The 25,672-nt window shown below is 70.3% G+C and carries 25 protein-coding genes; 12 read left to right on the top strand and 13 right to left on the bottom strand.

Annotation, left to right across the window (positions count from 1 at the left end; translation table 11 throughout):
• Positions 1-301 precede the first annotated feature (301 nt).
• On the bottom strand, positions 302-2,464 hold the full coding sequence (locus tag FED44_RS38330) for a DEAD/DEAH box helicase (protein WP_316246858.1): 2,163 nt from the start codon (positions 2,462-2,464) through the stop codon (positions 302-304).
• 464 nt (positions 2,465-2,928) lie between these two features.
• On the opposite strand from FED44_RS38330, the gene FED44_RS29450 reads away from it, so the two are divergent.
• On the top strand, positions 2,929-3,588 hold the full coding sequence (locus FED44_RS29450) for a ferritin-like fold-containing protein (RefSeq protein ID WP_117409110.1): 660 nt from the start codon (positions 2,929-2,931) through the stop codon (positions 3,586-3,588).
• A gap of 401 nt (positions 3,589-3,989) precedes the next feature.
• Here FED44_RS29450 and FED44_RS29445 read toward each other — a convergent pair whose 3' ends face one another.
• The 4 genes from FED44_RS29445 to ligD all read right to left on the bottom strand — a co-directional run bounded on the left by FED44_RS29445 (position 3,990) and on the right by ligD (position 6,178).
• On the bottom strand, positions 3,990-4,220 hold the full coding sequence (locus FED44_RS29445) for a DUF3107 domain-containing protein (RefSeq protein ID WP_138462745.1): 231 nt from the start codon (positions 4,218-4,220) through the stop codon (positions 3,990-3,992).
• Between the two features lie 102 nt (positions 4,221-4,322).
• Complete coding sequence (locus FED44_RS29440) at positions 4,323-4,943, bottom strand: TetR/AcrR family transcriptional regulator (RefSeq protein WP_117409108.1); 621 nt, start codon at positions 4,941-4,943, stop codon at positions 4,323-4,325.
• Positions 4,944-5,015: 72 nt separating this feature from the next.
• The gene (locus FED44_RS29435; protein WP_117409107.1) at positions 5,016-5,216 is read right to left on the bottom strand and encodes a hypothetical protein; all 201 of its coding nucleotides are present in this window, start codon (positions 5,214-5,216) and stop codon (positions 5,016-5,018) included.
• Positions 5,217-5,296: 80 nt separating this feature from the next.
• Positions 5,297-6,178, bottom strand: a complete 882-nt coding sequence (ligD, locus tag FED44_RS29430; protein WP_117409106.1) for a non-homologous end-joining DNA ligase — start codon at positions 6,176-6,178, stop codon at positions 5,297-5,299.
• 237 nt (positions 6,179-6,415) lie between these two features.
• Between ligD and ku the strand changes: the two genes are divergently transcribed.
• Positions 6,416-7,375, top strand: coding sequence for a non-homologous end joining protein Ku (gene ku / locus FED44_RS29425; protein WP_138462744.1), 960 nt, complete (start codon positions 6,416-6,418; stop codon positions 7,373-7,375).
• 129 nt (positions 7,376-7,504) lie between these two features.
• Here ku and FED44_RS29420 read toward each other — a convergent pair whose 3' ends face one another.
• From FED44_RS29420 to FED44_RS29395, 6 genes are all read right to left on the bottom strand, one after another.
• Positions 7,505-7,807, bottom strand: a complete 303-nt coding sequence (locus FED44_RS29420) for a hypothetical protein (protein WP_117409104.1) — start codon at positions 7,805-7,807, stop codon at positions 7,505-7,507.
• Between the two features lie 551 nt (positions 7,808-8,358).
• Positions 8,359-8,907, bottom strand: a complete 549-nt coding sequence (locus FED44_RS29415; RefSeq protein WP_138462743.1) for a hypothetical protein — start codon at positions 8,905-8,907, stop codon at positions 8,359-8,361.
• A 690-nt stretch (positions 8,908-9,597) separates the two neighbouring features.
• The gene (locus tag FED44_RS29410; protein WP_117409102.1) at positions 9,598-10,122 is read right to left on the bottom strand and encodes a hypothetical protein; all 525 of its coding nucleotides are present in this window, start codon (positions 10,120-10,122) and stop codon (positions 9,598-9,600) included.
• Positions 10,123-10,831: 709 nt separating this feature from the next.
• A complete protein-coding gene (locus FED44_RS29405) occupies positions 10,832-11,302 on the bottom strand; it encodes a hypothetical protein (RefSeq protein ID WP_117409101.1) in 471 nt (156 codons plus the stop codon).
• 539 nt (positions 11,303-11,841) lie between these two features.
• Positions 11,842-12,456, bottom strand: a complete 615-nt coding sequence (locus tag FED44_RS29400; RefSeq protein WP_117409100.1) for a hypothetical protein — start codon at positions 12,454-12,456, stop codon at positions 11,842-11,844.
• A gap of 429 nt (positions 12,457-12,885) precedes the next feature.
• On the bottom strand, positions 12,886-13,473 hold the full coding sequence (locus FED44_RS29395; RefSeq protein WP_117409099.1) for a hypothetical protein: 588 nt from the start codon (positions 13,471-13,473) through the stop codon (positions 12,886-12,888).
• A gap of 392 nt (positions 13,474-13,865) precedes the next feature.
• On the opposite strand from FED44_RS29395, the gene FED44_RS29390 reads away from it, so the two are divergent.
• Both FED44_RS29390 and moeZ read left to right on the top strand, forming a co-directional pair.
• On the top strand, positions 13,866-14,783 hold the full coding sequence (locus FED44_RS29390; RefSeq protein WP_117409098.1) for an alpha/beta fold hydrolase: 918 nt from the start codon (positions 13,866-13,868) through the stop codon (positions 14,781-14,783).
• A 112-nt stretch (positions 14,784-14,895) separates the two neighbouring features.
• The gene (gene moeZ, locus FED44_RS29385) at positions 14,896-16,074 is read left to right on the top strand and encodes an adenylyltransferase/sulfurtransferase MoeZ (RefSeq protein ID WP_117409097.1); all 1,179 of its coding nucleotides are present in this window, start codon (positions 14,896-14,898) and stop codon (positions 16,072-16,074) included.
• A gap of 84 nt (positions 16,075-16,158) precedes the next feature.
• On the opposite strand, the gene FED44_RS29380 is transcribed toward moeZ, so the two are convergent.
• Both FED44_RS29380 and FED44_RS29375 read right to left on the bottom strand, forming a co-directional pair.
• A complete protein-coding gene (locus tag FED44_RS29380; protein WP_117409096.1) occupies positions 16,159-16,491 on the bottom strand; it encodes a transcriptional regulator in 333 nt (110 codons plus the stop codon).
• Positions 16,491-16,958, bottom strand: a complete 468-nt coding sequence (locus FED44_RS29375) for a hypothetical protein (RefSeq protein WP_117409095.1) — start codon at positions 16,956-16,958, stop codon at positions 16,491-16,493. Before FED44_RS29375 ends, FED44_RS29380 begins: the two co-directional genes overlap by 1 nt.
• 156 nt (positions 16,959-17,114) lie before the next feature.
• On the opposite strand from FED44_RS29375, the gene FED44_RS29370 reads away from it, so the two are divergent.
• The 8 genes from FED44_RS29370 (at position 17,115) to FED44_RS29335 (ending at position 25,602) form a co-directional block, all read left to right on the top strand.
• Entirely contained in the window at positions 17,115-17,834 is a 720-nt protein-coding gene (locus FED44_RS29370) for a hypothetical protein (RefSeq protein ID WP_117409094.1), read from the top strand.
• Positions 17,828-19,102 (top strand): S8 family serine peptidase, encoded by a 1,275-nt coding sequence (locus FED44_RS29365; RefSeq protein WP_244302370.1) that lies wholly within the window; start codon positions 17,828-17,830, stop codon positions 19,100-19,102. Before FED44_RS29370 ends, FED44_RS29365 begins: the two co-directional genes overlap by 7 nt.
• Positions 19,103-19,111: 9 nt before the next feature.
• Positions 19,112-19,984, top strand: coding sequence for a hypothetical protein (locus FED44_RS29360; RefSeq protein WP_138462742.1), 873 nt, complete (start codon positions 19,112-19,114; stop codon positions 19,982-19,984).
• Positions 19,978-21,198, top strand: coding sequence for a S8 family serine peptidase (locus tag FED44_RS29355; protein ID WP_138462741.1), 1,221 nt, complete (start codon positions 19,978-19,980; stop codon positions 21,196-21,198). The genes FED44_RS29360 and FED44_RS29355 overlap by 7 nt, the downstream gene beginning before the upstream one ends.
• 101 nt (positions 21,199-21,299) lie before the next feature.
• Positions 21,300-21,668, top strand: coding sequence for a hypothetical protein (locus FED44_RS29350; RefSeq protein WP_117409452.1), 369 nt, complete (start codon positions 21,300-21,302; stop codon positions 21,666-21,668).
• Positions 21,661-21,972, top strand: a complete 312-nt coding sequence (locus FED44_RS29345; protein ID WP_117409451.1) for an MGMT family protein — start codon at positions 21,661-21,663, stop codon at positions 21,970-21,972. Before FED44_RS29350 ends, FED44_RS29345 begins: the two co-directional genes overlap by 8 nt.
• Positions 21,973-22,174: 202 nt before the next feature.
• On the top strand, positions 22,175-25,033 hold the full coding sequence (locus FED44_RS29340) for a CDP-glycerol glycerophosphotransferase family protein (RefSeq protein WP_244302369.1): 2,859 nt from the start codon (positions 22,175-22,177) through the stop codon (positions 25,031-25,033).
• Positions 25,030-25,602, top strand: coding sequence for a signal peptidase II (locus FED44_RS29335; protein ID WP_208759259.1), 573 nt, complete (start codon positions 25,030-25,032; stop codon positions 25,600-25,602). Before FED44_RS29340 ends, FED44_RS29335 begins: the two co-directional genes overlap by 4 nt.
• Positions 25,603-25,672: the final 70 nt, after the last annotated feature.

Below are 25,672 nucleotides of genomic sequence, written 5' to 3'. Positions count from 1 at the left end.
CTGAAGGCTCGCTCACTCACGTGGCATCACGATACCCAGCGGGGACTCCGGCGACACCGCCGAAAGATCCAAGCCGGTTGCGGACCGGCCGGGCAGAGAGAGTCCGGGTGTCATGACGCGTGCCTCCTGTCCAGGTCATACCCACTGCGAACGTGGCGGCCCGCCGGGGGGACCGTGCCCACGTGTGAAGGCGCCCACGCGTAAAGGCGCCCACGCGCGAAGGCAGGGAGGGCGCCGGGTGTCCGGCGCTCTCCCTGCCCTGGTGGTCGTGCTCATCGACGAGCGGGCCGCGGCCGGCCCCTCACCCCGTACGGCGCGGGCGGGGCCGGGCCGGGCGGCGCCGCTGCTGGGCGCGCTCGGTCGCGGCGGACGGAGCGGGATCGTCGTCGTCGGTCGCGAGGTCGGGGGACCTGAACACGACCATGAACGGGCTGGCCGGAATGATCCGTTCCGGCTCCTGCCGGGCGACCGGCGGCCGGACGGGCTCGTCCGCCACGCCGTTCACGGTCGCCTCGCCGGCCGGCACAGACGGCACAGACGGCACAGACGGCGTGGACGGTGCCTCGTCCGAGGTGCCCGCGTCCGTGCTCCGCGTACGGCGGCGCGTGGGCCGGTCCACGGAGACAGCCGGAGAGACCGCGGTGTCCTCAGTGCCCGTGGTGACCCCCGTGGTGGCCGCCGCGGCGGCGCGGGTTCCGCGCCGGCGGGCGGGCCGGTCCTCGACGGGCGCGGCGACCGCCTGGTCCCCGCTCCGCGGCTCGCCGGCCGGTGACTCGACGACCTGTGGCTCGTCGATCCGGGGCCCGGCGGCCGGTGACTCGACGCTTTGGGGCTCGTCGATCCGGGGCTCGGCGACCGGAGTGCCGGCCGTGTCGGCGGCGCGGGTCCTGCGGCGGGAGGTCCGGCGCGGGGCCGGCTCCGGCTCGGACACCGCACCGGCCGCCGGTCCGTCCGCCTGCTCCTCCTGCGGCCGTGTGGCCGGAACCTCGGCCAGCGCGCCGGTCAGGGCGTCGGTGTTGGCGCCCCCTCGCCGGGACCTGCGTCCCTGGGTCTGGGTCTGGGCCTGTGCGGGCTGCTCGGGCGACTCGGAGCCGTCCCCCACCTGCGAGGTCAGGGCGTCGGCGTCGCCGGGAGAGGACGCTCCGGCCTCCTGGAGGCGCCCGCCACGGGTGCGCCGCCGCTCGCGGGTGCGGGCGGGGCGCTCCCGGCGTTCCTCGCTGTTGTCGTGGTCACGATCACGGTCGCGGTCACGGCCGTTGCCGCGCCCGCCCCGGTCGGACTTGCCGCGGGAACGGGTGCGCCCGGTCTCGCCGAGGTCCTCGATCTCCTCGGACTCCAGGCCCGCGCGCGAGCGCTGGGCGCGCGGCAGCACGCCCCTGGTGCCCTCGGGGATGTCGAGTTCGCCGTACAGGTGCGGCGAGCTCGAATAGGTCTCGACGGGATCGGCGAAGTCCAGCGAGAGGGCGTTGTTGATGACCTTCCAGCGGGTCAGCTCGGTCCACTCGACGAAGGTCACCGCGACGCCGGTGCGGCCCGCCCGGCCGGTGCGGCCGATCCGGTGGACGTAGGCCTTCTCGTCCTGCGGGCAGTCGTAGTTGACGACGTGGGTCACGTCGTCGATGTCGATGCCGCGCGCCGCGACGTCGGTCGCCACCAGCACGTTGATCTTGCCGTTGCGGAAGGCGCGCAGCGCCTGCTCGCGCTGGCCCTGACCGAGGTCGCCGTGGACGGCCGCCACCGCGAAGCCCTTGTCCTTGAGCTGCTCGGCGACCATGTCGCAGGCCCGCTTGGTCTCGCAGAACACCATCGTGAGCCCGGCGCCCCTGCTCTGCAGCAGCCGCCCGAGAATCTCGATCTTGTCCATGCGGTGCGTGCGGTACACGTACTGCGTGGTGAGCGTGGTCGTCTCGGCCTCGGCCGTGCCGCTCTCCGCGCGCACGCGGGTGGGCCGGTCGAGGTAGCGGCGGGACAGGTTCACGATCTCGCCGGGCATCGTGGCCGAGAACAGCATGGTCTGGCGGTCGTCCGGCACGAGCTTGATGATCCGCTCGATGTCCGGGAGGAACCCGAGATCGAGCATGCGGTCGGCCTCGTCGAGGACGAGCATGGTGATCTGGCTCAGGTCGAGGTGCTTCTGCTTGACGAGGTCGAGCAGCCGCCCAGGGGTGCCGACGATCACGTCGACGCCGTTCTTGAGCGCCTCGATCTGGGGCTCGTACGCGCGCCCGCCGTAGACGGTGAGGATGCGCGACCCCAGCTTCCCGGCGGCGAGGACCAGGTCCTCGGTCACCTGAAGGGCCAGTTCGCGCGTGGGGACGAGGACGAGACCGCGGGGCTTCTTGCGGTTCTTCCTCGGCTTGCCGACCAGTTGGAGCATGGCGACGCCGAAGGCATAGGTCTTGCCGGTGCCCGTGCGCGCCTGCCCGATGACGTCCTGGCCGGCCAGCGCCAGCGGGAGCGCCATCTCCTGAATCGGGAACGGTGAAGTGATGCCCTCGGTCTCGAGGGCATCGGCGATCTCCGGGATGACTCCCAGGTCTCGGAACGTCGTTGTCAGCGTGGCCTGCCTCAATCTGTGAAGGCGGCCCTCCGGGACATCCGGCCGGCAGATCTTTCCCGGTCCGGGTCCTCGCGGACAGTCGCGCCCTCGTCGTGAACAGCGACCGCGGCATCCACTGGTACCAGAGGTCCGGGGCAAACCCCGGATCGACTCGGTTGTAGGCCAGCGCTGGTTGTTGGCCAGTGCGGTCGCACTTCCACGAACCAGTCTACTCGATACCACAACACGGAACCGATTTCCGCGTCTTCTCGCTAAAAACTGTTGTCCTGTGGGCGGCCGTAGGGGGTTCCACCGGGGGTCGCGCCGGGGTTCCGCCGGACCGGAGCGGCCGGCTCCGCGGGCGTCGCGCCGACCCTTACGCTGCATCCATGAGTGATTCGTCTCCCGGGATCGTCGACCTGCTGGGCGTCCTCGCGTACGCCGAGCTCACCGCCTTCCTCAGGCTGGCCGAGGACGCCGCGCTGTTCGCGCCGACGCTGAACGACAGGGCGGCGCTCGGGGACGTGGCCGCGACCGAGTACGGGCACTTCCGGGTGCTGCGCGACCGGATCGCCTCGCTCGGGGCCGATCCGGAGGAGGCGATGGCCCCCTTCGTCGAGGCGATCGACGCCTGGCACGCCCAGACCAGGCCGAAGGACTGGTACGAGGCGCTGGTGAAGGCCTACGTGGGCGTGGGGATCGCGGGCGACTTCTACCGCGAGGCCGCCCGCCACGCCGATCCCTCGACCACCGCCCTGGTCGACGAGGTGCTGGCCGACGGGGGCCGTTCGGAGTTCGCGGTGGAGCGGATGCGCGCGGCGCTCGACGCCGATCCGCGTCTGTGCGGGCGGCTCGCGCTGTGGGCCCGCCGGATGGTCGGCGAGGCGCTGAGTCAGGGGCAGCGGCTGGCCGCCGCCCGTCCGCACCTCGCCGCGCTGCTCGTGGGCGAGCAGGGGGAGGATCTGGCGGAGATCGGGCGGATGTTCGCCCGGCTGACCGAGGAGCACGGCAGGCGCATGACGGCTCTCGGCCTCACCCCCAACGGGTGAAACCTCGCCGTTCCTGATTCGCGCACCCGGCAAACGGATGTACGGTGCGAGCATGAGGGCCTCGCGCCGCTACGGCAGTTCCTTGACAAGATGTGGGCCGAACAGCTGGACCCCCCGTGCGATTCTGCGGAGAGGAAGCACGGGCTGTCCGACGATCGGCGGAAGACGGGACGATCCGCATCGGGCGGATCTCACCCGGCGTCCCCGCGGATGCGGTTACGGGCGGTCCTGACCCGGGCGGCCGGCTCCGGCCGCCGGCACGCCGCGCGTCCTGGGACACCCGCGCCGCCGGCCGGCTCCGGCCGCCGTCAGACTGTTTCCGCGTCAGAGCGTTCTGAGTCAGAGCGTTTGAAGTCAGGGCGTTCTGAGTCAGAGCGTCTCCGAGCCGGAGCGTTTCCGGGTCAGAGAGTTCCGCCGAAGCCGACGGGACGCGTCTCGTCCTCGCCGATCTCGACGAACCCGAGCGAGGTCACGGGTACGACCACCCGGCGTCCCTTCGTGTCGGTCAGGCAGAAGACGCCCTTGTCCGAGGCGAGCGCCTTGCGGAGCTCCTCTTCGATCTGCTCGGCCGACAGGTCGGTCTCCACGACGATCTCGCGGTGCACCGACTGCACGCCGATCTTTATTTCCATAAGGCTCCCCTTTCGCGAGGGCTGTTCTCTCCCCATCGTCGTCGCCCGGTAGCGCGGCGAGCCCTGTGATCGCGCCAAGCGAACAGGGAACCGGAGGCCCGGTCAGCCGGTGCGGGGGAAGCCGCTGATGCCGCGCCAGGCCAGGCGTGCCATCAGCTGCGTCGCCGCCTCCTTGGGGATCGAGCCGTGGCTGCTCAGCCAGTAGCGCGCGCTTACCTCGGCCATGCCGACCAGTCCGACGCCGAGCAGGTGCGCCTCGTCGCTGGAGCAGCCGGTGTCCTCCTGGATCACCCGGCTGATCGCCTCGGCGCTCTCGTAGAGCGAGCGCTCCATGCGCTGCCGTACGGGCGCCACGTTGCGCAGGTCGGACTCGAAGACCAGCCGGAAGGCCTCTCCCTGACTCGACACGAAGTCGAAGAAGGCGCCGATGGCCGCCTGCACCCGCTGCTTGTTGTCGGTGGTCGACTCGAGCGCCTGGCGGCACCTGTTCACCATGTCGTCCACGTGCAGGTCGAGCAGTGCGAGATACAGCTCAAGCTTGCCCGGGAAGTGCTGGTAGAGCACGGGCTTGCTGACCCCGGCCCGCTCGGCGATCTCGTCCATCGCCGCGGCGTGGTAGCCGTTCTCCACGAACACTTCCTGCGCCGCGCTCAGCAACTGGCGGCGGCGGGCCATGCGGGGCAGCCGGGTGCCCCGGGGCTTGGCGTCCGGGGTAGCGGTCACGGCAGTCTCCTTGCAAGAAGCGCATCGGGGGCTCCCGCCCCGGGGCCTCATCCTACGTGTCGGTATCTGTGATCAGCGATAGTCGTCGTCATCGAGGTCGACCGTGCGCTCCTGCTCGGTCACGTCGGCCGGGTCGGCGTCGAACGGGACGCGTTCGGGCCAGCGCCTGTCCTCGGCGACCTTGACGAGCTGGTGCTGCTCGACCGCGTCGGCCTCCGGCGCCTCGATCGAGATCTCCTCGGCGGCCTCGTCGAGGGGCTCCATCTCTGGCATGTGATCTTCCTTCCGTTCGACGGTCGGCTGCGACAGGTCTGACACTCAGGTCCAACACTACGGCCAGGGGTGCGGCCCGGCTAAGCGCCGAGGGCCACGAACAGGTCGCCGTGTTCCGCGACGCGCTTCAGCACGTCGGAGGAGGTGAAGACGAGCTGCTCCGGGTTCTCGCACGCCTCGACCTCTTCCCACCGCAGGGGCGTCGACACGGTCGGCAACGGGTTCGCGCGCAGCGAGTACGGCGCGACGGTGGTCTTGGCCGGATTGTTCTGGCTCCAGTCGATGAAGACCTTGCCCGGCCTTTCCTTCCTGGCCATCACACTGGTGACGAACGGGTGCTCCGCCTGCATCCGCCGGGCCAGCTCCTTGGCGTAGTCGGAGGTGCCGGGCCCGCGGTCCCACGGAACGTAGAGCTGCATGCCCTTGTTGCCGCTGGTCTTCGGGTGGCTCTCCAGGCCGTCGTCGGCCAGTGCCCGCCGCAGCAGGACGGCGACCCGGCAGCAGTCGACGATCGTGGCCGGGGCCCCGGGGTCGAGGTCGAAGACGAGGGTGTCGGGCGGCTGCGGCTCGCCGTCCTTGGCCACCCGCCACATCGGCACGTGGATCTCCAGCGCGGCCAGGTTGGCGTAGTAGACGAGCGTCGGCAGGTCCTCCACGACCGCGAACTCGATCTCCTCGCGGTTCTTCGTGCTGCCCGGCGCCGGGAGGGTCACCGTACGGACCCAGTCGGGGGTGTGGTCGGGGGCGTTCTTCTCGAAGAAGAACGCGGCGTCCGCGCCGTTCGGGTAGCGCTTGACCGTGAGCGGGCGTCCCCGCAGATGAGGGAGCAGGGCCGGGGCGATCCGGGTGTAGTAGTCGATCACCTCGGCCTTGGTGAACCCGGCGCCGGGATAGAGGACCTTGTCCAGGTTGGTCAGGACCAGCATCCGGTCCTCGACCTTCACCCGCACCTTCTCCGTCATCACCGCTCCTCCCGCCGGCCCCCCGGCGGGCATTCCCGGAGATCGCCCTTGGCGGCCCGCCAGAGAAGGGGCTCTGCCCGATCTCGAGCGGCTCAATCAGGCACGCGGGAGAGCGCCGGAGGCCGCGAGCGCGGGTTCCACCGGGTACGGCGCCGCCATTAGTGGGTACCTGCCCATGAGGTAACTCCCTTGAATCCCACCATAGCGATATTCGAACACAGAGACGAGAATGTAGCCATGCGGAGCATCTGGAAGGGCGCCATCTCGTTCGGTCTGGTCACCATTCCCATCAAGCTGTACTCCGCGACCGAACAGAAGGACGTCAGCTTCCACCAGGTGCACCGGGAGGACGGCGGGCGGATCAAGTACAAGAGGGTCTGCTCGGTCGACGGTGAGGAGGTGCAGTACTCCGACATCGCCAAGGGGTACGAGCTTCCGACCGGTGAGATGGTCGTGCTGACCGACGAGGACTTCGCCGACCTGCCGCTGACCACCTCGCGCCGGATCGACGTGCTGCAGTTCACCCCCGCCAGCCAGATCGACCCCATCTACTTCGCGAAGTCGTACTACCTGGAGCCCGACGGGCAGGGGACGAAGCCGTACGTGCTGCTGCGGGACGCCCTGGAGAGGTCGGGGCAGGTGGCGGTCGTGAAGATCGCCCTCCGCCAGCGGGAGTCGCTGGCCGCGCTGCGGGTCCGGGACGGCGTGTTCGTGCTGGAGACGATGCTCTGGCCGGACGAGATCCGTGAGGCCGAGTTCGGCTTCCTGGAGGAGGACGTCCAGGTGCGGCCCCAGGAACTGAAGATGGCCGAGTCGTTGATCGACACGATGGTGGCCGACTTCGATCCGGCGGAGTACACCGACGCCTACCGGGAGGCTCTGCAGGAGGTCATCGAGGCCAAGGTCGCGGGCAGGGAGATCGTCGCGCCCGAGGTCCCCGCCGAGCAGGGCCCGGCCGTCGACCTCATGGCCGCGCTGCGCGCCAGCGTCGAGGCCGCCAAGCGGGAACGCCAGGGCGCCGGGGCGGCCGAGAAGAGCGCGGCGAAGACTCCGGTGAAGACCGCCGGGAAGAGCACTGCGAAGAGCGCCGGGAAGAGCACTGCGAAGAGCGTCGCGAAGAGTGACGGCAGGGCGGCCGCGGAAGGCGCGGAGGAGGAGAGCGCGCCCAGGAAACGAAAGACCCGCCGCTCCGCCTGATCGTTCGCCTTCCTCGCCGCTCCACCGGAGCCCCGGCGGCTGTCCCGCCGGGGCTTGTTCACGGTACGGATTGTTCACACTACGGCTTGTTCACGGTACGGAAGCGGCGCAGGGTAGCGCCGTCCGGGATCAGTCGTCGTCGTCGCCGTCGATGTCGACGACGGCGTCGCCGGACGCGAAGGCGGCGTTGTTCCGGTCGACCTTCTTGATCCTGTAGTACTTGAAGCTGCGGAAGTCGTTCCGGTTCACGAGCTTGTTCTTGTTGTAGTTGCGGCCGTGCCCGTGGCCGTTCCAGCCGTTGCCCCCGTTGGTGCTGATGGTGGCGGTGGTCGGGGTGGAGGCGTGGGCGGTGACGGTGCTCAGAGCGAGCGCGCCGCCGGCCATCGCCGTGCTGACCGCCAGGCCGGTGATGACGTTCCGGAATTTGGGCATAGAGGCCCTCCTCGAAGGATGGATTGCCCGTACTTCTGACTTCTCCGGTGGGAACCGGAGATGTCCGGTTCTGACCTATATGTCCGGTCATCGCCGTGGTGTCTTGATTGCCGAAGGGGCCCCCGGCCAAACTCGGCGGGGGAGAGTTTGACCTCTCGTTGCGACCCATGGCGCGGGTTGGCCGGCCGCTGACGCAGTCGGTGTCCGGCCCGCGATTCGCCGACCGTTCCGGAGGGTACTCGCCGGGCCGTTTTCTCCGTCGCCAGGTCCCCGATCCTCGCGGCCGCGGACTTGCCCGCCCTTCCAGGGCGTGGAAAGGTCAGGGCTCCGGCGAGGATCTCGCCGGAGCCCTTGTCTCATGCCATCCGATGGAAGGCGTCTCCAGACTTCCGGTCGCTCGGCGCGCGGATGCGCTGGAAACACCTGGCTGCACTCACCGGCGCCGTCGTCCCCGGCCGGAGGCGGAGAGGCACTCGTGGGTGGTCCCGCCCACCGGCTCCCGTCACCCGACCGGACGGCGCGGTGCCGCGCGAGGCGTCAGGCCTCGCGGATCAGACGTCGTTGCCGTTGTTGTTGTTGTTGCCGTTGTTGGTGTGCTCGCGGTCGTTGCGGTTCCACCAGTCGTTGTTGTTGTGGTCCCACCAGTTCTGGTCGGCCCACCAGTTGTTGTTGAGCCAGTTGAACGCCTTGTCGTCCTTCTCCTGGAAGCCGAAGGCGACGTCCTTGGCGACGAGGCCGAAGGCGTCGTGCTGGGCCTTGTCGTCCTTGTAGAGGTTCTGGCCCCACCAGTTGTTGGTGTCCCAGAAGTTGTTCTGGTTGCGGTCGTTGATGTTGTGGTTGCGGTCGTTGCGCTCCCGGTTGTTGTTGTTCGGGGAGAACGCGCGCGGGAAGTCCACCCCCTTCTTGTTGTCCTGGGCGATGCCGCCCGTGCTGTCGTCGACGCCGTTGGCCGCGCCGTCCTTGACGATGGGGCGGTCCTCGTTCTTCGTCCAGAAGGGGCTGTCGTCGGCGCTGGCGGCCGCGGCACCCATGGCGACGGCTCCGCCGACGACCGCGGTGCTGAGCGCGAGCCCTGCGAAGATCTTCTTGAGGTTGGGCATTATGGTTCCTCCCTGACAGGATTCGATTTCGAATTGCCCTGTGTTTGCCGGCGTTTCCTGGCCGCCTACTGCGGTCAGGATTTTTTCTTCATGGCCCTTATTGGGCCCTGCTCCCGACGCTAGGGTGATTTCCTGCCGGGTGGCCCGACAAACTGACGTCTGCTGCTTTTGATTAATGATTAGCTGCGTATAGGCTTGATTCGATGGATAATGCGCCTTATGTAGTGATAGGTACGATTTGTTCCCTGGCGCGGACGCGGCCCGACGCCCCGTGAGCGGGGGCGCCCGTTCAGCTGCGTCCGCCATCGCGGTCGGCCGGCAAGGTTGGGGAGGCCGGGGAGGTCGCGGAGGTCGGGGAGGCAGGGGAGGCCGGGAGCGGCCGCGGTCGCGGGCGGGGAAAGGCCGCGAAGGACGTGGTGGCGGCGACGACCACGGTCGGGGGAAAGAGCAGGGCTCCGGCGGAACCTTCCCGCCGGAGCCCTTGGTTGTCCCTGTAGGAGGATTGACGGCCGTTCCCGTTCAGGCCGCCGCCGCGCGGTGAGCGAGCGGCCGGCCGGTCGGGGAGCGTGTCTCTGCACTCAACGGCGCCAGTCCCTCAGCCGGAGTCGGAGACCTCGTGGGAGGTCTTCGGGATCCGTCGTCTTCCCGGAACGGCGCGATCGTCTCGCAGGAGCCGCTGGACCTGCCTTCTCAGTTCACGTGGTCGTTGTTGTTGTTGTTCCACCAGTTGTCGTCGTTGCAGTTCCACCAGTTGTTGTTGTTCCACCAGGCGTTGTTGAACCAGGTGTTGTCCTTGTTCGTCTTGTCCTGGAAGCCGATCGCGACGTCCTTGGCGACGAGACCGAAGCCGGAGAAGTCGTCCCGCTTGTCGGAGAACGCCCCCTGGTTCCAGAACTGCTGGTTGTTCCACCAGTTGCTGTTGTCGTTCTGGTTGAGGTTGTGGTTCTGATTGTTCCTGTCGACGTTGTTGTTCGGGCTGGAGAAGACAGGGAAGACGTTCTCCTGATCACCGCGCTCGCCGACGCCCCTGTTGCCCTGGGCGATGCCGCCCGTGCTGTCGTCGACGCCGTTGGCGAGGCCATTCCGGGCGATGGGACGGTCGACGTCGCCGGTCCTGGTCGTGGCGCCGGCGGCACCGGCGCCCAGGGCCAGTGCGCCGCCGACGGTGGCGGTGCCGAGCGCGAGGCCAGCGATGATCTTGTGGAGCTTGGACATGCGTGTCCCCCTTGACAGGATTCAGTATCCCTGAATTTGTTAAGGGCGTTTCTTTGAGAGAAAGGCCCTTCGGGCTCTTAATTGAGCCCTAACTTCCTGTGCTGTGATGATTTCCAGCGTGGTGGGCAGACAAACGGCCATCTAAGCCTTTTGATCACCAGTTAGACTCTTATGGACTGACTTAGAGGTATTGAAAGTGAAATGTCGCGATTGACCGATTTCTGGAAGGGTGTTCACCGGCCTGGCCACGCGGCGGAAACGGAGGCGGCGGCCTGAGCGCGTCGTCGCGGGCGTCCCGGCAGGCGTCGTTCGCCCGCGTACCGCTGACGCACCGCCGCCGCATGGCCGCGGGAAATCCTGCCGGGGCGGGGAAAGGCGATCTGGAGGGCTCCGTGCCGCCCGGAACCCGCCGGTGAACCTGTCCCTTCGGGCTCCGTGCCTGAGCCCGCCGTACGGGGGAAAAAGTCAGGGCTCCGGCGAGAGTCTCGCCGGAGCCCTTGTTTCTGCTTTCTGCTAAATCGAACGGCCGTTCCCTGAGCGTGAAGTGCTACGGATCTTTCGGCGCTGTGGGAACGTGGCTGCGCTTCAGGGCGCCGTTCTCCTGTCGAGGCGGTGGACGACCGGGTGGCCGGCCGTATCAGTCATCCCTTCACCCGGCAGGATTCCGAGCGGCGCGGTCGTCTCGCAGGCCGCTGCCGGCCCCGCCTTCTCAGTTGACGAAGTTGTTGTTGTTGTTGTTCCAGTTGTTGCAGTTGTTGTTGTTCCACCAGGAGTTGTTCTGGAACCAGCCGTTGTTGAACCAGTTGCTCTCGCGGTTGGTCTTGTCGCTGAAGGCGATCGTCGCGCAGGGCCCGACGATGGCGAAGTTGGAGTCGCTGTCCAGGTTGTCGCAGAACGCGCTCTGGTTCCAGAAGCTCTGGTTGTTCCAGAAGTTGTTGTTCTGGTTGTTGTTGCACCAGTTGTTGTTCGCGAAGTTTTCGTTGTTGTTGTTCCCGCAGTTGTTATTGTTGTTGGTGTTGAAGGGAACGAAGTTGTTGTTGTTGCAGGGCATGCCGCCGCCGAGACCCATGAGGCCGTCTCCACAGCCGGCGCTCGCGGCCGTGGCGCTCATGGCGATCGCGCCCCCGGCGATCGCGGTGCCGAGTGCGAGTCCGGCGAAAAGCTTCGTGAACTTGGGCATTGCTGTCCCCCTTGAAAGGATTGGAATTCCCCGCATCCTTCGGTATTTCTCCGTGGAGATTCGAGAGAAATACCTCTATGGCCCCCGTGGGCCGGGTTCCTGCGATACGTTGATATCCGGCGACATCACCCGACAAACGCGCCCTTATGGCTTTTGGTCAGCTATTAGCAGGCTATGGCACGAATTGGAGATAAAAGGGGCGACTTGTCCCATAATGTCCGATTTGAACGTGGGGTGCTCAGTGGAGACCAGAGGCGGGTGGTGGTGTTCCAGAGGGGTTCGAGAGGGCATGGGGCGGGCCGCGGCGGGGGCGGCTGGACGGCGACCCGGAGGTGGCGGCCGGGGGGACCGCGACCCGGATGACGAACCCCCGGGGCGGGCGCGGGGAAAGCGGTCGGGGGAGACGAAGAGTGCCCGTGCTCACGATGGGCGTGTGACTTCACGCTCAGGTGAGCACGGGCACATGTTTTCGGCACCCGGGCCGGCGGCCCGAGGCTCAGCGCGACCGGTCGTCCCGGTCACGCGAAGGACGCCGCGGATCAGGGAATGGCGTCGTATCCCGGCCGCTCGTAGTCGTCCCTCTTCTTCTTCTCCTCTTCCTTCTTCTTGATGTCGGCGTCGACGTCGATGTCGACGTTCTTGGTCTTGGCCTTCGGGTTGATCTCGGTGGCCGTGTTCGTGCGCGGGTCGGCCTGCGAGGACTGGTCCTGCCAGGGCCGGTTGTGCATCTGGTTCCAGTCGGTGGTGTTGGTGTACGGGTTGGTGGAGTTCTGCGACCACTGGGCGTTCCACGGCACCGCGGCGGAGCCGTTCGACGACTTCTGGAACGGAGTGAGCACGAGCGTGAAGTCACGCATCAGGAACTGGTCCTGGTACTCCGACTGCCGGGCGTGCTGCCACTCGTGGTTCTTGTTCTTGTTCTTGTTCTTGTTGCGGTTCAGCGCCTTGTGCCCCTGGCGCTGCCGGTTGGTGTTGTAGTTGTAGTTGTAGGCCCGCGGGACGTAGCGGGCGCCACCGGACGGAGCGGGAACGTAGCCGCCCATGACGGTCGCCGCGCCGGCTGTGCCGGCGGCGACGCCACCGAGCACGATGGCCGCGCCGCTCAGCGCGGTGCCGAGAGCGAGGGCCCCGGCGATGTTCTTCAACACGGACATTTGGGTGTTTCTCCTCTGAATATCGCGACCCCGGCCCGGTCCGGTGGGGGACCAGGGCGGGTGGTAGTTGGTTCGGCGCCGTCGTGTGTGACGCGGCGCGATGCGTTCACTGGCACCGGCGGCCCTCTCCTCGAAACACGCCTCCGGTGCTCTGCTCTCTCGACTGCTCTCTCAACTGCTCTCGACTGCTCGCACGGCCGCGGACGGAGCGGCGGACGCGGGTGGCGCCGGTGCCGTGTCTCACGGTCATCCGGTCGCCGCCCGTCCCGCCGGGCGGGTGTGCCCGCCGCTCCGCCGCTCGCGTGTGTCTCCCGCCGCTCGCGGATTCCGGCTCGGGTGAGGCCGCCGGTCACGAGTACGGGTGGCCGTCGGCCGGCGCGTCACCCGTCGTGGCCGGGACGTCTGCCGAGGCCGCTCGTGCCGATCGCGTCAGCGCACGAACTCCGGCTCGCTGCCGTAGTCCTTCTTCTTCTCCTTCTCCACGTCCACGTCGATGTCCGCGTCGATGTCCTTCTTCTTGATGCGCGGGTTGATCTCGGTGGCCGTGTTCGTCTTCGGCTGGGCCTGGGCGTCCTGGCCCTGACGCGGGTTGTTGAACTGGTCGCTGAAGCTGTTCGTGCGGGTGTACGGGTACGACTGCGTGTTTCCGTACTGCCAGTTGTACGGAAGCGCCCGCGCGTCGGTGTCGGTCTTCTGGAACGGCGTGAGGACGAGCGTGAAGTCACGCAGCAGGAACTGGTGCTGGCCCTGGTTCTGCCGCTCGTGCTGCCACTGCTTCGTCTTGTTCTTGTTCTTGTTCTTGTTGCCGTTCAGCGCCTTGTGCTTCTGCCGCTGCGAATTGCGGTTCGCGTTGAAGTTGCCGTAGGGGTACGGGTAGCCACCGCCGCCCACGTAGCCGCCCATGACGGTCGCCGCGTTCGCGCTGCCGGCGGCGACCGCGGTGCCCAGCGTGACGGCACCACCGGTGAGCGCGGCGCTGATCGCGAGGATCCCGACCAGGTTGTTGAACTTGGGCATTTCATGTCCTCCTTGAAGGATTGTTGCCCCGACACTCCGGCGTTTTCCAAGTCGTTCGGAAAATGCCCTTACTGATGACCCTTGGTGGATCATCCCTGCATTGTCTTGATTTCCTCGGTGTCCGAGCGACAAACGGCGATCGGCGGCTTTTGCCTTCTGCTTATCGCTTTATTGGCTCCGTTGAACCGCTAGCGCTCGGTTTGGCGTGGAATGTCATTCATATCCGCATTTCGAAATGTCCGAATGGGGTGGATATTGGGCTTATGTCACGCCCGGCCGATCGGGATGAACCGGATGATCGCTCCCGTCTCGCCTGGGTAGGGGGAGCGCCCGCCGAGGTGTCGCAGGGGCGGGGTTATGGTCGGAAACGCGAGGTGAACGGGGGAGGACACGTGCGAGACGAGCCGATTCCGGTGTGGCCCGGCCGGTTCATCGACGTGGAGGGCGGCGGCCGCCTCCATCTCCGGGCGACTCCGGAGGGGCCGCGGGAGACCGCCGTCTACGTACACGGACTGGCGGGTTCGGCGACGAACTGGACGGACCTGATGGGCGAGCTCGCCGGTGAGGTGCGGGGCGTCGCGGTCGACCTGCCCGGTGCCGGGCACTCCCCGGAGCCGCCGGACGGCGACTACTCCGTCGCGGCCAACGCCACCGCGGTGGTCAGGCTCGCCGAGGCGCTCGGGGACGGCCCGGTCCACCTGTTCGGTCACTCCATGGGCGGCGCGGTCTCGGTCCGGGTCGCGGCCATGCGGCCCGACCTGGTCAGGTCGCTGACGCTGGTCTCGCCGGCGCTGCCCGACCTGCGGCCGAGGTACGGCCCGGCCAGGATCGCCCTGTCGGCCGCCCCGTCCATCGGCGAGCTGGCCGTCCGGTGGCTGAGCGCGCTCCCGCCCGAGCGGCGCGTGCTGGCGACGGTGAGCATGTGTTACGCCGACACGGGCCGGGTGCATCCGGACCGGCTGCGCGAGGCGGTGGAGGAACTGCGCCGCCGCGACGCGCTTCCGCACGCGGTGTTGTCCATGGTCGGCTGCACCCGCGCGATCGTGCGGGAGTACTTCAGGTTCGGCGAGGAGAACCTCTGGCGGCAGGCCGGGCGGGTCGCCGCGCCCACCCTCGTCGTGTACGGCCTGCGCGACCGCCTGATCCACGCCCGCATGGTGCACCGGTCCGGGCGGGCCTTCCGTGACGTGCGCCTGGTCACACTCCCGCACGCCGGGCACGTGGCGCAGATGGAGTATCCCGAGCTCGTCGCGCGGGAGGCGCGCCGCCTGCTGGCCTACGCGAGGATGTCCCCGCGCCGAACAGCGTGATTGGGGAATGCGGGGCCACCCCGGTTAAGTTGTGAGAAGAGCTTGTGATGGGCCCATGGAGCCGAGCGCGACCATTGGCACGAAGACGGACACGCAAAGCAGGAGTGGAACTGTGTCGTTGCCACCGCTGGTAGAGCCGGCAGCAGAGCTGACGGTCGACGAGGTGCGCCGCTACTCGCGCCACCTGATCATCCCCGATGTGGGCATGGCGGGTCAGAAGCGGCTCAAGAACGCCAAGGTGCTGTGTGTGGGCGCGGGCGGCCTGGGCTCTCCCGCCCTGCTGTACCTGGCCGCGGCCGGGGTGGGCACCCTCGGCATCGTCGACTTCGACGTCGTCGACGAGTCGAACCTCCAGCGCCAGGTGATCCACGGCCAGTCGGACGTGGGCCGGCTGAAGGCCGAGTCGGCCGCCGCGAGCGTGCGCGAGGTCAACCCGCTGGTCAACGTCATCATCCACAACGTCGCTCTGACGACCGACAACGTGATGGACATCTTCTCCGGCTACGACCTGATCGTGGACGGCACGGACAACTTCGCCACCCGCTACATGGTCAACGACGCGGCCGTGCTGCTGGGCAAGCCGTACGTGTGGGGGTCCATCTACCGCTTCGACGGCCAGGCGAGCGTCTTCTGGGCCGAGCACGGGCCTTGCTACCGCTGCCTCTACCCCGAGCCCCCGCCGCCGGGCATGGTGCCGAGCTGCGCCGAGGGCGGCGTGCTCGGCGTGCTGTGCGCGTCGATCGGCTCCATCCAGGTGAACGAGGCCATCAAGGTCCTCACCGGCGTCGGCGAGCCCCTCGTCGGCCGCCTGATGATCTACGACGCGCTGGAGATGAAGTACCGGGACGTCAAGGTCCGCAAGGACCCCGAGTGCCCGCTGTGCGGCAAGAACCCCTCGATCACCGAGCTGATCGACTACGAGGCGTTCTGCGGCACGATCTCCGACGAGGCCCAGCAGGCCGCCGCGGGCAGCACGATCACCGCGGCCGAGCTCGAGGCGATGCGCGACCGCGGCGACGACATCATGATCATCGACGTCCGCGAGCCGAACGAGTACGAGATCGTCAACATCCCCGGCGCCGTGCTGATCCCCAAGGGCGAGTTCCTCAACGGCTCGGCCCTGGAGGGGCTCCCGCAGGACCGGAAGATCGTGCTGCACTGCAAGTCGGGCGCCCGCTCGGCGGAGGTCCTCGCGGTGCTGAAGAACGCCGGCTTCTCCGACGCCGTCCACGTGGGCGGCGGCGTGCTGAGCTGGGTCAAGACGGTCGACCCCAGCCTGCCGACCTACTGATCGCCGCCACGGGGCTCCGCCACGACGGCCGCGGCCGCCGCCTCCACCCCGGGGGCGGCGGCCGCGTCGTTCCGGCCCCCGCGCTCAGAGGGGCCTGCCCGCGGGCTGCCCGCGTTCCTCCTGCACCACGTTGAGACCGCTGGGCGAGACGATGCGCTGCAGGTTCGCGACGTACGCCGTGAACGCCGCCCGCCCCCTGTCCGTGAGCTTGAACCAGGTCTTGGGCCGCTTGCCCACGTACCCCTTGCGTACGTGGACGTATCCCGCGTTCTCCAGCGCGCTGCCCTGCTTGGACAGGACCGAGTCGCTGACGCCCAGGGTGTCGCGGACGAACGCGAACTCCGCCTCCTCGGCCGCGGCGAGCAGCGAGACGATCTGCAGCCGGGTGGGCGCATGGATGACGGGGTCGAGTTCCATCACGAGCCGCTCTCGATCCGGCGGGCCAGCAGCGCCGACATCCACCGGCCGACGAACGGTCCGGTGACCAGCAGGAAGGCGGTCATGACCAGGCCGGCGTACGTCCGCGCGTAGGCCACCTCCGCCGCGTCGAGCCGGAAGGCGACGGCGAGGCAGAGCCCGATGCCCAGCGCGAGCCAGAGCATGAAGAGCGTCATGACGTTCGCCCGCACCAGGCTGCGGTGGGCCGTCATGGTGCGGGTCCGCACCAGCAGGGCGATCAGCGCGCCCATGCCGGCGGCCAGCAGGAGGCCCGTGACCATCATCACCACGACGGGCGTGCCGGGCTCCGTGACGAACTGCACGCCGGTGACGAACAGCCCGACCCCGGCGGCGTACCAGGCCGGGAACCAGGGCTGCGACCTGACCGCCTTGGCCTGAGTCCGCCGGATGAGCGCCAGGCTCCGCTCCGCTTCCTCGACGTTCATGGGGACTCCGTTCGCGCGACAACCACTTTCCAGTATGGAAAGTACTTTTCACTTTCCATGGCGTCAAGTACTTTCCGTCGCATTTGGGGGTATGGCGGGCGGTTGGTCGCGTTAAGGTCACGTAGGAGAGGAGGCCGAGACGCGAACGGAGGCGCAGTGGGCGAGACCCGCACCTGGCCGGCCGTCGCCGTGGCCTCCGCGATCACCTTGATCTGCGCGATCGTCGGCGGCATCGCGGCGAGCGCGGCGGTCGCCGAGCTCACCCGGGGGCCCAGCCGGGCCGAGTTGCGCGAGGCGCAGGCGGCCGAGACGGCGCTGCGCTGGGAACGCTGGCCGGTGGGGCGCGTCTTCCCCGCGAGCCTGGCGTACAACAGCGAGCAGGGCGGCCGAGAGCTGGCGCGGCGGGTGGGCGTCTCCACGCGCACCGACTGCCGGTCGGCCGTCGACACCGCCGCCGTCAGGGCGCTGCGCGCGGCCGGGTGCCGGGCGGTCCTGCGGGCCACCTACCTCGACGGCCTGCAGGGCGTCGTGGTCACGATCGGCGTGGCGGCCTTCCCCGACGCGGCCCGGGCGCGCACCGCGCTCGCCGCCTTCCCCCGCGAGGGGGCGCCCGTCCCGGGCCTGCGCGCCCTCCCGTTCCCCGGCACCGTGACCGACCGCTTCACCGCGGGCGGACGGCAGGCCGCGACCGTACGGCAGGCCGGGCCCTACCTCGTGCTGACCACGGCGGGCCAGGTCGACGGGCGGCCGGCCCGCGGGGTCGGGCAGCAGCGGGCGACGATCTTCTCGTTCGCCGGCGACCTGGCCGGGGACGTCGCCGCGATCCTGACCGCACCGGTGTCCCCGGACTGCCGGGCCCGGGAGTGGCAGTGCTGACCCGCCGCGCACGGACGAAGATCCGGAGGTGCGTCCTGGCCGCGCTCACGGCCGGGACGCTCACCCTGCCCGGCGGGGCGTTCCTCCACGCGGCCCGGGCCGACGACGTACGGCTCAGCCAGCAGGACGTGCTGCGGACCCTCGACGTCGACGACGCGTGGCAACTGACGAAGGGCGCGGGCGTCACGGTGGCGGTCCTGGACTCGGGGGTCGACCCCGACCACCGCGACCTCGCCGGTTCGGTCGTCACCGGCAGGGACTTCACCGCCGGCGCCAACCCCCGCGGGGTGCAGCCGGTGCGGCTGCACGGCACGTACATGGCCTCGCTCATCGCCGGGCACGGACACGGACCCGGCGGGGCCGACGGCATCATCGGCGTCGCGCCGGAGGCCAGGGTGCTGTCCGTGCGGGTGATCCTGGAGGACGAGGAGCCCGGGTTCCGCACGTTCAACTCCGACGCGCGTTACGAGGGCGTGGTCGCCAAGGGCATCAGGTACGCCGTGGACCACGGCGCCGAGGTCGTCAACCTGTCGCTGTCGAAGGACATGCCGACGGAGGACGAGCGCGCGGCCATCCGGTACGCGATCTCCAAGGGCGTGGTCCTGGTCGCCGCGGCGGGCAACGACGGCGCGGGCAAGCAGACCGCGCCGTACTCCTACCCCGCGGCGATCCCCGGCGTGATCTCGGTGGCCGCGGTCACCTCCACGCTGCGGCGGGCCTCGTTCTCCAACCGCAACTCCTCGGTCATGGTGGCCGCCCCCGGCGTGGACGTCCTCGGGGCGGGCCCGGGCGACGAGTACTGGGTCGGCCGGGGCACCTCGCAGGCCACCGCGCTCGTCTCCGGGATCGCCGCGCTCATCAAGTCGCGCCATCCGCGGATGTCGCCCGCGCTCGTCGCGCAGGCGCTCACCTCGTCGCCCGCCCGCAAGGGGCCCTACAACACGGGCACCGGCTTCGGGGTGGTCAACGCGTACCGCGCGCTGAGCGTCGCGGCCACCCTCGCGCGGCACCGCGCCGTCGCGTCCGGCGCCGGCGTGCTGAACCCCGCGCGCCCCCTCCGTACGGCGGCGCGCGGCCAGGAGCCCATCGTGGTCGTACGGCGCGACACCGGCGCGATCCTGCTCTACGGCGGCATCGCGCTCGCCGCGTTCGCGGGCTCCGGCGCGGGACTCGCCGTCCTGCTCGTGCTCGCCCGGCGGGCGAGCCGGCGGGAACGAGAGGACGACGCGCTGCCTCCGGCTCCTTGGCCGTCGAGCCTGCCGACGTAGCATCGGAGTATGCCGCCCGAGCAGTCCCACAGCCCCAAGAGGGCGCGGATCCCGCAGACGGCCCGGCTGCCGCGCCGGGCGCGGGCGCGGCCCTGGACGGCGTCGCGGGGACGCGCGGCCGCGGCGCTGGCGGCCAGGGAGCGGGCGGAACTGGCGCGCGGGGTCCGGTTCCGGTCGGCCTATCTCACGATCATGGGTGTCGTCCTCGCCGTGGCCGCGGTCAACGTGCTGCTCGGGGCGTTCGGGCTCTTCCGCGAGACCCGGTCGAGGCCGCTCACCGACGCCGAGCGCGCCCGCTACGTCGCGCAGGACGTGGCCCGCCGATGGCAGGCCTGGCCCGCGGGGATGGTCTTCCCCGAGGAGCTTCCCTACACCGGGCTCGGCCGGACCCAGCAGTACGCGCGCAGGGTCGGCATCGCGCCCGAGGCGGCGTGCGGGTCGGTGGTCGACGCCACGGTGGCGCCGGTGCTGAGCGAGCACGGCTGCCTGACCCTGCTGCGCGCCACGTACGTCGACCAGACGGCCACCTTCGCCGTCACCGTGGGCGTCGCCGTCATGCCGAGCGAGGAGGCGCGCGCCGACGCGGCGGCCGACCTGCCCGTGGACGACCGGGTGGGGGTGCGGCCGGTGGCCTTCCCCGGCACGGTCACCGACTCGTTCGGCGCGGCCCAGCGGCAGCGCACCGGCTGGGTCGGCGCGGGACCGTACATCGTCTTCCTCACAGTGGGGTACACAGACGGAAGGACACGCGCGTCCGTCCCCCTGGAGGAACAGGTGAACAGCGAGATGTGGCCCCTGGCCCAGACCGTGGCCGGGCGCATCGCGCGTGCCCTCGGCGAGCCCCCGGACGTCCCCCGCTGCACCCAGGGGAACGCGTGCTGAGGGCCGTCTCGCTCCGCGCGGGGCTGGCGGCCCTCCTGCTCGGGACCGGCCCGGCCGTCTCCGCGGCGGCCCTGCCGGACGAGATCCCCACCGCCGCACGGGCTGCCGCACGGGTCGCGGCGCCGGGCGGCGGGGAGGAGCGGTGGGCGCTCGACGTCGTCGACGCCTCCGCCGCCTGGAAGGTGACCAAGGGCGCCGGGGTGGTCGTGGCCCTCCTCGGCGAGGGCCAGCCCGACACCGGCCTGCCCGAACTGGCCGGCCGGGTCGAGCGCGGACCGGACATGACGGGCACCGTGATCGGCGACGAGACGCAGCGGCCGGGCGACGACGCGACCGGGCTGGCATCGGTGATCGCGGGGAGCGGAAGCGGCGGCGGGTTCTCCGGGGTCGCGCCGGAGGCGCGGGTGCTGTCCCTTCCCGTCACGGTCGACCGGCCGGAGCGCGACTACGTCGATCCCGAGGAACGGCCGGAGGAGACGCGGGACAGCCCGCTCGCCCGCGGCATCCGGTACGCCACCGCCCAGGGAGCCAAGGTCATCTGCCTGCCCGTCCCGGCGTACGGCGTCGACCGCGTGGAGCGCGACGCCATCTCCTTCGCGCTGGCCAGAGGCGTCGTGCTCGTGGCCGCGGCGGGCGACGCGGGCCAGTCGGCGTACACGCGCCAGAACGGCACCTCCTTCTGGGCGTTCCCGGCGGGATATCCCGGAGTGGTGGGCGTGGGCGCCGTCGACCGGCGGGGCGGCAAGACCTCCGGCAGCAGCGACAACCTCTCGGTCCTGGTCGCCGCGCCCGGAGAGCGGGTGCCGGTCGCGCTTCCCGGCGGACGCAGGGGCACGGCGTCGGGAACCGGGGTGGCCAGTGCGATTGTCGCCGGCACCATCGCGCTAATTAAGGCGAAATATCCGGATTTGCCACCGGAATTGGTATCACGGGCACTGACCGCGACGTCGCGTCCCCATCCACCCGCCGGTTATGACGACAAAGTCGGATTCGGAGTCGTGGACGCGGCGGCGGCCCTCGCGAAAGCCGGAGAACTGGTCGGATACGGCCACGCGTCGGCGGTGCAGGACGACGCGCACTTCGGCAAGGGCCCGGTCTCACGGGCGCCCGCGCGCCCGGGGCCGGATCCCGTTAGGCTCTGGGTCTACGGCATCGCCGTCGTTCTCGGGATCGGCGGTTTCTGCGCGGCCGCCCTCGCGCTCAGCCGCCGGTGATCACATGTTGGCCGCCGTTCGGCCGCATTTCGGGCGCGGTCTTCCCGTTGTTCGCGTTTCCGGTCACAAAGCCGGGTCAATTTTCGCTAAGGTCGCGGCTCATGGGGTACGAGCTGCGCGTAGAGCGTGATGCACCGCTCGCCTACGCAGAACTCGCGAACGTCTCGGCGCAGGCCGGATTCGAGCTGCGGGGGTCGCACGAGGCGGGCGAGGTCCTGGCGCGCCACGGCGACTCCGAGCACCGGATCGCGACCTGGTCCGGACGGCTCGTGGGCCAGCCGGGGTCGGACTGGCAGGTCGCCCAGCTCGCCCGGCTCACCGATCTCATGGGAGCCCGGCTCGTGGGCGAGGACGGCGAGGCGTACGGCATCAGGAACGGCGTCGTCGAGCAGATCAACGGGGCGGCGACCTACGAGTTCGGCAAGCTCGAAGAGATCATCGCGGCCGGGCCCACCGACTGGGGTGTCTGAGGCCGGCCGCGAGCCCCCGCCGTACGCGGAGCGGGTGCTCGACGTGGTGGAGCGGATCCCGCCCGGCAAGGTCATGTCGTACGGAGACGTCGCCGAGTATCTCGGCGAGGGCGGTCCCCGGCAGGTCGGCCGGGTGATGTCCCTGTGGGGCGGCGCCGTGCCGTGGTGGCGGGTCATCCGCGCCGACGGGACCCCGGCGGCCGGCCTGGAGGCCGAATGCCTGGCGAGATGGCGGGCCGAGGGCACTCCGACCCGGGGCGCGCGGGCCGACATGCGCACGGCCCGCTGGGACGGCCGGGAGTGACGCCCCGGATCCGGCCCGGCCCCTGACGGGTCACCCTTCGCCGTCGGCGCGTCACGCGCCGGATCACACGAAATTCACAGGCTGCGCGGAGTCAGGTCTGGCAGTGTCCTGACAGCATTACCATTTTCTGAACACAGGTCTGGCGAAGGGCGGTGCCTCCCTTATGACACCCGCACCCACGAGCGACGCCGTCGCTGAACGATTGCGGGCTGTCCAGGAGCTTTACGACCGGGGCGAGCCCATCGACGCGTTGGTCGCGCTCGTGCGCGCGGAGGGCCTGAGCCCCGCGCAGCGCAGAGAGCTCGACCGTGAGGCGATCGTCGGCCCCCTGGGCCTGCGCCTCGACGCCGCGGCCAAGCGCGGGGCGGCCCGCCGCCGCCAGGCCGTCGACGTGCTCCGGCCGTACCTGGCGCAGGTCGATCCGAAGGTCAAGCGGGAGCTGCCGGTCGGGCGCCGGGTCGCCTGCCACCTCATCGAGACCCAGGATCCGGGCGCGCTCGCCGAGGGCGACGCGCTGGTCAAGCTGGCCGCCGCCGCGGCTGAGCCGTCCCGCCGGGTCCGCCGGGGCCTGCGGTGGTACGCCGACCTGCCGGTGGAGGTCGGCGACCCCTCGCTGCTGCGCCTGCGGGCGGCCGACCTCGTGCCGGTGACGCAGATCGACGACATCACCTGGGCGGGCAACCGGCTGCGGATCACCGGGCACGCCTACATCGCGGGCCTGTCGGTCCGCGGCCGGCGCTTCAACCACGCCACGGTCGTGCTGCGCGGCCCCCGCTGGCTGCCCCGGGTCACGCTGCGGACCCGGCGGATCTACCGCCCGGAGGCCACCCACGCCGCCCGCGAGCCCGGGTGCAACTACGACTGGGCGGGCTTCACCGCCGAACTGCACCCGTTCTCGCTGCGCTGGCGGGCGGGGGTGCGGGCCCTGGTGCGCGGCGGCAAGCGGCTGCTGCGCCGCCGCCACACCGTCCAGGACACCACCACCTGGCGGGCCGAGATCGTCATCTGGAGCCGCGCCGCCCGGTCCAGGGGCGTGCTGCGCGGCCCCGTGATCGGCCGCACCGAGCGCCCGGCCGGCCTGCGGGTGCGCCCGCGCTGGTGGGTGCGCCCGGTGTGGACCTCCGACAAGGCCCTGCAGGTGGTCTACCAGCCCACCCGCGCGGAGCTCACCGGCGTCCGGCTGAACGGCGACAGCGTCGAGCTCACCGGCTTCCTGCCGGGCCGGCCGGTCGCCAGGGGCAAGGCCCGCGTCGGCGGGCACCGGATGTCGGCCGACTTCACCCCGGCCGAGGGCGGCAGCCGCTTCTCGCTCTCGCTCGCGGTCAACACCCTGCTCAGCGCCGAGTCCCGGCGGCTGTGGGTCGAGCCGAAGGGCGACCCGGCGGCGGCGGTGATGCTGGAGGGCGCGGAGGAGACGCGGCTGCTCGTGGGCGACCGCGAGATCACCGTGCAGGGCGACCGGCGCGACCGGGTCGTCATCTCCGGCCACAAGATCCTGCCCGTGATCACCTCCGCCGTGTGGCAGGACGAGTCGATCACGCTGAGCGGGCGCTACCCCGACCCGGACGGCGGCCCGCGCGACCTCGTGCTGCGGCACCGGGGCGGGCTCACCATCCGCGTCCCGCTGGAGCGCGACGGCGAGCGGTTCACCGTACGGCTGTCGCCCGGCGCGATGCCACGCTTCGGCACCGCCGTGCCGCTGGCCGAGGGCACCTGGAACATCTCGGTGGCCCCGCCCGGCAAGTACGGCCCCGCCATGGTGCCCACCCGGTTCGACCACGCGGCGCTCGACGGGCTGGACGAGGGACCCCGGACGATCGGCGGCCGGGTCTACCGGTTCGTCGCCACCCGGTTCGACGTGCCGGTGCTGGTCACGGCCGAGGACCGGCCGGGCGACGAGCGGAGCGCGGCGGGCGTCTGGGCGCTCAGCCGCACGTTCTACCCCGCCGAGCGGGCCCGGCCGGTGCGCGACGCCACCGTCTACGTCTCCTTCGACGGCCGCGCCTACTCCGACAACCCGCGGGCCATCTACGAGGAGCGGCTGCGCCGCGGCGACGAGAGCGAGCACATCTGGGTCGTCCGGGACGGCGCGTTCGTCCCGCCGGGCTCGCGCGAGCTGGGGCTCGGCGACGGCGTGACGCCCACCGTCGTCCGCGAGGGCAGCCGGGAGCACTACGAGGCGCTGGCCCGGGCGCGGTACGTCGTCTCCAACGGCTTCCTGCCGCAGTGGTTCCGCGCCCGTGACGAGCAGGTGTGCGTGCAGACCTGGCACGGCACGCCGATCAAGCACATCGGCCGCGACCAGGCCCACATGAAGCGGGAGCCCCGGCCCCCGGTCTGGCACCGCCAGGCCGTCGAGGTGCGCGGATGGGACCTGCTGCTGTCGCAGAGCCCCTGGGCGTCGTCGGTGCTGCGCAAGGCGTTCGGCTACGAGGGCGAGATCCTGGAGTCCGGCTACCCGCGCAACGACGTGCTGCTCGCCGGTGACCGCGACGTCATCGCGGCCGAGATCCGGCGCCGCATCGGCGTCCCCGAGGGCAAGCGGGTCGTCCTGTACGCGCCGACCTTCCGGGACTGGGACCGCAGGAACGCGGCGGTCAAGCTCGACCTGGCCGACGCGAGGCAGGCCCTGGGCGACGACCACGTCGTGCTGGTGCGCGGGCACATGATGCAGGCATTCCCGCACGTGCACGCGCACGGCGGGTTCGCGATCGACGTCACGACCTACCCCGACACCGCCGACCTGATGCTGATCGCCGACGTGCTGGTGACCGACTACTCGTCGGTGGTGTTCGACTTCGTGGCGACCGGGCGGCCGGTCGTGCTGTTCACGCCGGACCTGGCCAAGTATCGCTCGTCCCGCGGGCTGTACCTCGACCTGGAGTCGCAGCGGCCGGGGCCGCGCCTGGAGACCTCCGCCGAGGTGGTGGAGACGCTCCGCCACATCGACACGGTCACCGCGAAGCTGCACGACCGCTACGCCGCCTTCGTCCGCACCTACGCCCCCCACGACAACGGCAAGGCCGCCGCCCGCGTCGTCGACCACGTCTTCACGTCTTGACCGGCACCGAGGACGTCGTGGACAGCGGGGAAGAGGTGCCGGACGGACGAGGTTCGCCGGGGACGGGACCAGGAACGCGGCCGTACGGGCGGATGCTCGTGCTGGCCGCGGTGGTCCTCCTCGTGGACCAGGCCTCCAAGCTCTGGGCGACCTCCGCGCTCTCCGACGGTGCGGCCATCACGGTGATCCCGCGGCTGCTGCGCTTCCGGCTGCTGCTGAACCCCGGCGCCGCGTTCTCGATCGGCGAGGGGGCGACCTGGGTGTTCACCCTGGCCGCGGCCGGCGCGGTCGGCGGCATCCTCTACGTCGGGCGGCGGCTGCGTTCACCGGCCTGGACCCTGGTGCTGGGCGCGTTGCTGGGAGGCGCCACCTCCCATCTGCTCGACCGCCTCTTCCGTCCGCCCGGCTTCGCCCAGGGGCATGTCGTGGACTTCATCGACTACGGCGGCCTGTTCGTCGGCAACGTGGCGGACATCGCGCTGGTCGGAGGCTGCGCCCTCCTCCTGCTGCTCAACCTGCGCGACGTCCCCCTCGGAGACCCGGCCGACCAGGCCCGCCCCTCCTCGTAGGTCAGGCGGGGGGCCCGATGAGCATGGGATTCGGGGCGTCGGGCGAGACCGGATAGCGCTGTACTGGGCA

It is taken from the genome of Microbispora triticiradicis (assembly GCF_005864065.1).
GTDB classification, from domain to species: Bacteria; Actinomycetota; Actinomycetes; order Streptosporangiales; family Streptosporangiaceae; genus Microbispora; species Microbispora triticiradicis.
The sequence above is the reverse complement of the archived record's forward strand: the minus strand, read 5'-3'. Positions and strand labels throughout refer to the sequence as shown.

What these genes read in the sequence shown, in the direction of transcription:
- FED44_RS38330 (WP_316246858.1), bottom strand. Translation starts at nt 2,464, where the DNA reads ATGGCGCTCCCGCTGGCGCTGGCCGGCCAGGACGTCATCGGGCAGGCG.
- FED44_RS29450 (WP_117409110.1), top strand. Translation starts at nt 2,929, where the DNA reads ATGAGTGATTCGTCTCCCGGGATCGTCGACCTGCTGGGCGTCCTCGCG.
- FED44_RS29445 (WP_138462745.1), bottom strand. Translation starts at nt 4,220, where the DNA reads ATGGAAATAAAGATCGGCGTGCAGTCGGTGCACCGCGAGATCGTCGTG.
- FED44_RS29435 (WP_117409107.1), bottom strand. Translation starts at nt 5,216, where the DNA reads ATGCCAGAGATGGAGCCCCTCGACGAGGCCGCCGAGGAGATCTCGATC.
- ligD (WP_117409106.1), bottom strand. Translation starts at nt 6,178, where the DNA reads ATGACGGAGAAGGTGCGGGTGAAGGTCGAGGACCGGATGCTGGTCCTG.
- ku (WP_138462744.1), top strand. Translation starts at nt 6,416, where the DNA reads ATGCGGAGCATCTGGAAGGGCGCCATCTCGTTCGGTCTGGTCACCATT.
- FED44_RS29420 (WP_117409104.1), bottom strand. Translation starts at nt 7,807, where the DNA reads ATGCCCAAATTCCGGAACGTCATCACCGGCCTGGCGGTCAGCACGGCG.
- FED44_RS29415 (WP_138462743.1), bottom strand. Translation starts at nt 8,907, where the DNA reads ATGCCCAACCTCAAGAAGATCTTCGCAGGGCTCGCGCTCAGCACCGCG.
- FED44_RS29410 (WP_117409102.1), bottom strand. Translation starts at nt 10,122, where the DNA reads ATGTCCAAGCTCCACAAGATCATCGCTGGCCTCGCGCTCGGCACCGCC.
- FED44_RS29405 (WP_117409101.1), bottom strand. Translation starts at nt 11,302, where the DNA reads ATGCCCAAGTTCACGAAGCTTTTCGCCGGACTCGCACTCGGCACCGCG.
- FED44_RS29400 (WP_117409100.1), bottom strand. Translation starts at nt 12,456, where the DNA reads ATGTCCGTGTTGAAGAACATCGCCGGGGCCCTCGCTCTCGGCACCGCG.
- FED44_RS29395 (WP_117409099.1), bottom strand. Translation starts at nt 13,473, where the DNA reads ATGCCCAAGTTCAACAACCTGGTCGGGATCCTCGCGATCAGCGCCGCG.
- FED44_RS29380 (WP_117409096.1), bottom strand. Translation starts at nt 16,491, where the DNA reads ATGGAACTCGACCCCGTCATCCATGCGCCCACCCGGCTGCAGATCGTC.
- FED44_RS29375 (WP_117409095.1), bottom strand. Translation starts at nt 16,958, where the DNA reads ATGAACGTCGAGGAAGCGGAGCGGAGCCTGGCGCTCATCCGGCGGACT.
- FED44_RS29360 (WP_138462742.1), top strand. Translation starts at nt 19,112, where the DNA reads ATGCCGCCCGAGCAGTCCCACAGCCCCAAGAGGGCGCGGATCCCGCAG.
- FED44_RS29350 (WP_117409452.1), top strand. Translation starts at nt 21,300, where the DNA reads ATGGGGTACGAGCTGCGCGTAGAGCGTGATGCACCGCTCGCCTACGCA.